At 61.6% G+C, this 6,281-nt stretch carries 4 protein-coding genes and 2 pseudogenes; 3 read left to right on the top strand and 3 right to left on the bottom strand.

Annotation, left to right across the window (positions count from 1 at the left end; translation table 11 throughout):
• Positions 1–803 (top strand): annotated as a pseudogene (locus DBR24_RS04920) (AMP-binding protein); the annotation flags it as partial.
• 18 nt (positions 804–821) lie between these two features.
• Here DBR24_RS04920 and DBR24_RS04925 read toward each other — a convergent pair.
• The gene (locus DBR24_RS04925) at positions 822–1,928 is read right to left on the bottom strand and encodes a PilT/PilU family type 4a pilus ATPase (protein WP_128614074.1); all 1,107 of its coding nucleotides are present in this window, start codon (positions 1,926–1,928) and stop codon (positions 822–824) included.
• 131 nt (positions 1,929–2,059) lie between these two features.
• On the opposite strand from DBR24_RS04925, the gene DBR24_RS04930 reads away from it, so the two are divergent.
• Positions 2,060–4,597: a PAS domain-containing sensor histidine kinase gene (locus DBR24_RS04930; RefSeq protein ID WP_128614075.1), complete on the top strand. Its 2,538-nt coding sequence runs from the start codon at positions 2,060–2,062 to the stop codon at positions 4,595–4,597.
• A 51-nt stretch (positions 4,598–4,648) separates the two neighbouring features.
• Positions 4,649–4,924, top strand: a complete 276-nt coding sequence (locus DBR24_RS04935) for a peptidylprolyl isomerase (RefSeq protein ID WP_007912322.1) — start codon at positions 4,649–4,651, stop codon at positions 4,922–4,924.
• Positions 4,925–5,038: 114 nt separating this feature from the next.
• Here the strand turns inward: DBR24_RS04935 and DBR24_RS04940 are convergent, their stop codons facing one another.
• A complete protein-coding gene (locus DBR24_RS04940; RefSeq protein WP_128614076.1) occupies positions 5,039–5,971 on the bottom strand; it encodes a sugar kinase in 933 nt (310 codons plus the stop codon).
• Between the two features lie 138 nt (positions 5,972–6,109).
• Positions 6,110–6,281 (bottom strand): annotated as a pseudogene (locus DBR24_RS04945) (amino acid deaminase); the annotation flags it as partial.

Raw genomic sequence — 6,281 nt, forward strand, 5'->3', positions numbered from 1 at the left:
GCCTGAAAACCCTGCTCTGCACCGGCTCGGCGCTGTCGCCGCAAAGCTACGACTTCGTGTATCGAGACTTCAAGGCCGACGTGTGCCTGGCCTCGATGTCCGGCGGTACGGACATCGTCTCGTGCTTCGTCAACGGCAATCCGTTGTCAGCCGTGCGCCGCGGCGAAATCATGGGCAAGAGCCTGGGCATGGCGGTCGAGGTCTGGAATGACGCCGGCCAGCCCGTGATTGGTGAGAAAGGTGAGCTGGTCTGTACCCGGCATTTCCCGGCAATGCCAATTGGCCTGTGGAATGACCCGGACGGAACAAAATTGCGGAAATCCTATTTCAGCCTGTTTCCCGGCGTTTGGGCCCAGGGCGATTACGCCGAAGAGCTGCCGCACGGCGCGATGATGATCCATGGCCGCTCGGACGCCGTACTCAACCCCGGCGGTGTGCGCATTGGCACGGCGGAGATTTATCGCCAGGTGGAGAAAGTCCCGCAAGTGCTCGACAGCGTCGCCGTCGGTCAGCAATGGCAGGATGACGTACGGGTGGTGCTGTTTGTGCGCTTGCAGGACGCGGTTGAACTGGATGAAGCCCTGCAAGCGCAGATCCGCCAGGTGATCCGCGCCAACACCACGCCTCGGCATGTGCCGGCGAAAATCCTCAGCGTGACCGACATTCCGCGCACCATCAGCGGCAAAGTGGTGGAGCTGGCTGTGCGCAATGTGATCCACGGCGAGATGGTCAAGAACACCGACGCCCTGGCCAATCCCGAAGCGCTGGAGCAGTTTCGCAATCGCGCTGAACTCGAGACTTGAACCCAGAGGCTGAACCGTTCAGTCCATCAGGCCCCACTCCCCCGTCGTGGGTGGGGCCGGTGTGACATCGCCCTGCAACTTCAAGCGCAGGCGCAGATTGTTCACCGAATCGGCATGTTTGAGTGCTTCTTCCTCGCTGATCGCCCCCTCCACCACCAGGCCGTGCAACGCCCCGTCGAACGTCTGCATGCCCAGTTCGGTGGACTTTTCCATGATGCCTTTGAGCTCACCCAATTCATTACGCCGGATCAGGTCCCCGATGGTCGGCGTGCCCAGCATCACTTCCACGGCTGCCCGCCGTTGCCCCTCGAGCGTGCGCACCAGGCGCTGGGAAACAAAGGCTTTAAGGTTGTTGCCCAGTGCATGCAGCAACTGTGGCCGACGCTCCTCGGCAAACAGGTTGATGATCCGGTCGAGCGCCTGATTGGCGTTGTTGGCGTGCAGCGTCGATAAAACCAGATGACCGGTTTCGGCGAACGCCAGCGCGTGCTCCATGGTCTCGCGGTCGCGGATTTCGCCGATCAGCACCACATCGGGTGCCTGGCGCAGAGTGTTTTTCAAAGCCGCGTGAAAGCTGCGGGTGTCGACACCGACTTCACGCTGGTTGATGATCGACAGCCGATGCCGGTGGATGTACTCGATCGGGTCTTCAATCGTGATGATGTGGCCACTGCTATGGCGATTGCGATGATCGATCAGCGCCGCCAGCGAGGTCGATTTGCCCGAATCGGTGGCGCCGACAAACAGAATCAGGCCTTGTTTGAGCATCACGGTTTCCAGCAGCACGCGGGGCAACTTGAGGTCTTCAAAGCGCGGAATGTCCAGTTTGACGTTGCGGATCACGATCGACACGTCATTGCGTTGCTTGAACAGATTGACCCGAAAGCGGCCGATGCCGGTGCGCGAGATGGCCAGGTTCATTTCCAGATCCCGGTCGAACTCCCGGCGCTGTTCGGCGTCCATCAGGGAATTGGCGATGACCGCGACTTCACCCGGCTTGAACGGCTGCTCGGCCAACGGCGTCAATACGCCTTGAAAGCGCGCGCTGGGTGGCGCTCCGGTCGACAGGAACAGGTCCGAGCCATGCTGGCTGGCCAAGCGTGTTAACAGTGCATCGATTTCCATGGTCAAATTCACCGACGAAGCATTCAATATTCAGACATGGCCCGCTGTCGTGACGCAGCGGTGCATTGAGCGTCTACCCTCTCGAAGGATAGTAGACGCCGCCTTACCGAATGACGCCCAGGACTAACGCAATGAACGCTGTACCCGGCAACGACGATGCGCAGGCGCTGATCACCCGCACTGACTGGAGTAACAGCGCACTGGGCGACGCTGGTCAATGGCCGCAGAGCCTGCGCACCGCGGTGGACATCGTGCTGCACTCGCCAATGCCGATGTTGCTGCTGTGGGGGCCGCAGCTCACCCAGATCTATAACAACGGCTTCGCCATGCTGGCCGGCAGCAAGCATCCGCACGCTTTCGGACAACCGGCGCACCTGATATGGCCAGAACTTCGCGACTTTACCGACCCGATTTACCGCGCCGTCCTGCAAGGTCAGGTGCGGACCTATAGCGAACGACGCTTTACCCTGCAACGTGACGGCAAGGATTCCGACTTCTGGCTGGATTTGACCTACAGCCCGATTCGCGACGAAACCGCGCAAGTGGCGGGGATCCTGGTCACGGCCATCGAAACCAATGAGCGCCGACGCATCGCGCTGGAACTGCAACAGCGCTCCGAAGACAGCCTCAAGGCGCAACAGCAAACCGAAGAGCGCCTGCAACTGGCCCTGGCAGCCACCGATGCCGTCGGCACCTGGGATTGGGATATCGGCGAAGACCGCTTCATCGCCGACGCTCATTTCGCGCAGTTGCACGGGGTCGATCCGGCGCAGGCGAGCCAGTTGCCGATCAGCGACTATTTGCAGGGTGTGCACCCGGAAGACCGCGCCCTGATCGCGCGCAGCATCAAGCACTGCATCACCCACGGCACCGAGTACGCCGAGGAATATCGTCTGCTGCAAGGCGACGGCGACATACGCTGGGTGTTTGCCCGTGGCCGCTGCTACAAGGATCACCATGGCCGGCCGGTGCGCTTTCTCGGCGCGGCGCTGGACCTGACCGAGCGCAAACACACCGAACAGGCGCTGCGCCAGAGCCAGACCGAACTGCAGCTGATCATCAACGCCATGCCGATCCTCATCAGCTACGTCGACCATGAGGAGCGTTTCCGCCTCAACAACGCCGCCTATCTCGACTGGTACGGCCTGACCCCGCAGGAGCTCTACGGGCGCACCATCCGCGAAGTGATCGGCGAAGAAGCCTATTTTCTGCGCGCGCCGTACATCGCCGAAGCGCTGGCGGGCAGGCCTTGTTCATTCAGCCTGTACACCCCTCACCGCGATGGCAGCATCCGTCACGCGTTGATGAATTACCTGCCGCGACACGGGGCCGACGGTGCGGTCAACGGTTTCTACATCTTTGTGATCGACGAAACCGAACGCAAGAAAACCGAAGAAGCGCTGCGCAACCTCAACGAAACCCTCGAAGAGCGCGTCAGCGCCCGTACCGAACAACTGGCCCAGGCCAACCAGCGCTTGCAGAACGAGATGTTCGAGCGCGAGCGGGCCGAAGATGCCTTGCGCCATGCGCAGAAGATGGAAGCGGTCGGCCAGCTCACCGGCGGCATCGCCCACGACTTCAACAACATGCTCACCGGCATCATCGGCAGCCTCGATCTGATGCAGCGCTATATTGCCGACGGCCGCGCCAACGAGATCGGCCGGTTTACCGAAGCGGCCGTGTCCTCGGCCAATCGGGCGGCGGCGCTGACCCATCGTCTGCTGGCGTTTTCGCGGCGCCAGTCGCTGGACCGCAAACAGCTGAACGTCAACGAACTGATCCATTCGCTGGAAGACCTGATCCGCCGCACCAAAGGTGATCAGATCGAGCTCAAACTGCAGCTGGCCGACGACCTGTGGCCGGTGAGCACGGATGTGAGCCAGTTGGAAAATGCCCTGCTCAATCTGGTGATCAATGCGCGTGATGCCATGCCCGAGGGCGGCGAACTGCTGATCGAAACAGTCAACGTCTACCTCGACGGCAGCGACATCACCACGCTGGAACCAGTGAAGGCCGGCGATTACCTGATGCTGGCGGTCAGCGATAACGGGACGGGCATGACGCCCTCCGTGCGGTCCAAGGCGTTCGACCCGTTTTTCACCACCAAACCCATCGGTCAGGGCACCGGGTTGGGCCTGTCGATGATTTATGGCTTCGCCCAGCAGTCGGGCGGCCATGTCAGTCTCGACAGCCTGCCCGGACAGGGCACCTGTGTGCGGCTGTATTTGCCGCGTCTGTATGCACTGGAGCCGGAACACCCGCCAGCCAACCCGGTCGAGCCGCCCGCCCACCTGCCGAGCGGAGAAGCCGTGGTCGTCGTCGAAGACGATCCCGGCGTGCGCATGCTGGTGCTCGATCTGCTCAAGGAACTGGGTTATCGCGCATTCGAAGCCGAGGACGCGAAATCCGCGCTGCCCCTGCTGGAATCGGACCTGCGGGTGGACCTGCTGGTAACGGATGTCGGCCTGCCCGGCATGAACGGCCGTCAGTTGGCGGAAGTCGCCCGCCAGCATCGTCCGGGCCTGAAAGTGTTGTTCATGACCGGTTACGCGCAGAAAGCCGCCGAGCGTCAGGGTTTTCTCGAGGACGGCATGGACATGGTCGCCAAACCGTTTGCCATTGAGCTGCTGGCGAGCAAGATCCGCACGATGATCAGTCAAACCCGGTGACTTGAGGCATAATCCGCGCCCCGCCGTCACCCCGTTATCAGGTATCGCACGATGAAAGCCCAAGCCCGCCACATTCTGGTGAAAACCGCCGAAGAGGCCGAACAGCTCAAACAACGCATCGCCAAGGGCGAAGCGTTCGATGTGCTGGCCAAGAAATTTTCGACCTGCCCGTCCGGCAAGCGCGGTGGCGATCTGGGTGAAGTCCGTCCGGGACAGATGGTTGGCGCGATTGACGCGGTGATCTTCAAAAAGCCGTTGCGTACCGTGCACGGGCCGATCAAGAGCAAGTTCGGCTATCACTTGGTGCAGGTGTTTTACCGCGATTGATGGGTTGGCTTCAGGGCCCTTTCGCCAGCAGGCTCGCTCCCACATTGAGAATGCAATCCCCTGTGGGAGCGAGCCTGCTCGCGAACCGATTGCGCCGCAAGCGGCCATTCAAATCTATTTCGGGATCAGTGCTCCTGGCACCTGAATCACCCGACTTGCCAGCAGATGCCCGGCCTCGGCAGCCTCCGCCGGACTCCCGCCCTGCAATCGACTGGCCAGATACGCCGCACTGAACGAATCCCCGGCCGCCGTGGTGTCGACGACTTTCTCGACGGTCTGCGCCGGCACCTCGAACGCTTCGCCATCGCAGCGAATCAGGCATGCGTCGGCACCGCGCTTGAGCACCACTTCCGGCGTATCGAACTGCGCGTAAGCCGCGAACACCGCATCGCAGTCGGCAAATCCGAACAGCGCCTGCTCGTCATCCACTGTCAGCAACGCCAGATCAACGTAGGGCAACACGCTGCGATACGCCGAACGCGCCTCTTCGACTGAGGCCCACAAACGCGGCCGGTAGTTGTTGTCGAACACGATGCGTGCATCCCGCTGGCGGGCCTCGATCAGCGTCTGGATCAGCTTTTCCCGGCCCAGCGCACCAAGCACAGCAAGGGTGATACCGCTGAAATACAACACGTCGTAATCGGCCAGCGCCGCCAGAATCGGCTCGGCCGCCGGGGTGGTGAAACAGTCGCGGACGGCCGCTTCGTTGCGCCAGTAAAGGAAGCGGCGTTCGCCGGTGGCGTCGGTCTGGATGCAGTAGAGGCCCGGCAGACGCCCGGGCAGACGTTGCACCAGGTCGAGGCCAATGCCTTCGCTGCTCCAGATTTCACACATCGCGTCGCTGAAGCTGTCATCGCCCAGCGCGGTGACGTAATCGACTTGCGCTTTATCGCCAAGGGCGCGGGACAGGTAAACCGCCGTGTTAAGCGTGTCGCCGCCGAAGCTTTGCTGCAGGCTGCCGTCGGCGCGCTGTTGCAGTTCGATCATGCATTCGCCGATCAGCGCGATGCGCGGGATGTTCGGGCCCAGAGGGCTGAGAGTGGTCATCGGGTGTGTCTCTGCTGATTCGGTGGTGTTTGATCCGGCCGCATCGCTGGCAAGCCAGCGCCCACATGATCTTCACAGTCCATGAGATCCCTGTGGGAGCTGGTTTGCCTGCGATTGGCCGCAACTCGGTCTCAAGCCCTAGAAGCAAGTCTCCATGCTCTCAACCACCGCCAACTGCTCATCCACCAACAACCCCACACGCCACTTGTCAAACGTCAGGCACGGGTGCGAGGTACCAAAGGAAATAATGTCCCCCACCCGCAGCTCAACCCCCGGCGCCACACTCATGAACGCGTGTTGGTCCATCACT

Source organism: Pseudomonas sp. HMWF006, from assembly GCF_003061205.1.
In the GTDB taxonomy this organism is placed as follows: domain Bacteria; phylum Pseudomonadota; class Gammaproteobacteria; order Pseudomonadales; family Pseudomonadaceae; genus Aquipseudomonas; species Aquipseudomonas monsensis.